This is a genomic window from Pseudoalteromonas sp. S558, from assembly GCF_005886635.1.
In the GTDB taxonomy this organism is placed as follows: domain Bacteria; phylum Pseudomonadota; class Gammaproteobacteria; order Enterobacterales; family Alteromonadaceae; genus Pseudoalteromonas; species Pseudoalteromonas aliena.
On record NZ_PNDU01000697.1, the window covers coordinates 1 to 317 of the forward strand.

At 41.3% G+C, this 317-nt stretch carries 1 pseudogene; it reads right to left on the reverse strand.

Annotated elements, in window-relative coordinates:
- Window positions 1–303: pseudogene (locus CWB66_RS21990) on the reverse strand (insulinase family protein); the annotation flags it as partial.
- Window positions 304–317 lie beyond the last annotated feature (14 nt).

A 317-nucleotide genomic window follows, 5' to 3' on the forward strand; every position in this document is an offset into this window, starting at 1 on the left:
AGCAGCATTATCTTTATGAATACGCCCTTGGAACGAAAGCTTTTCTTTATCTATTTGATAACAAAAACTACCCGCCAGCGGGTACATTGCCTTTTTAATATCTTTGTAACTCATTGAGGTTGAGCCACCTTGCGCCAGCATTGCGGCAGTCAGTGCTGCAACCCCTTTTTTACCCTGCGGATCGGCAGCGGCACCGGTATTAAATAATAAGTTAATATCGATTAACGGCGAGCTATTAGTTTTATCAAGCACTTTAAAGATTGGCTTACTCGGTACTTGCTGATATTTTGCTACCAAGGCATTTTAGTCGATTTCTT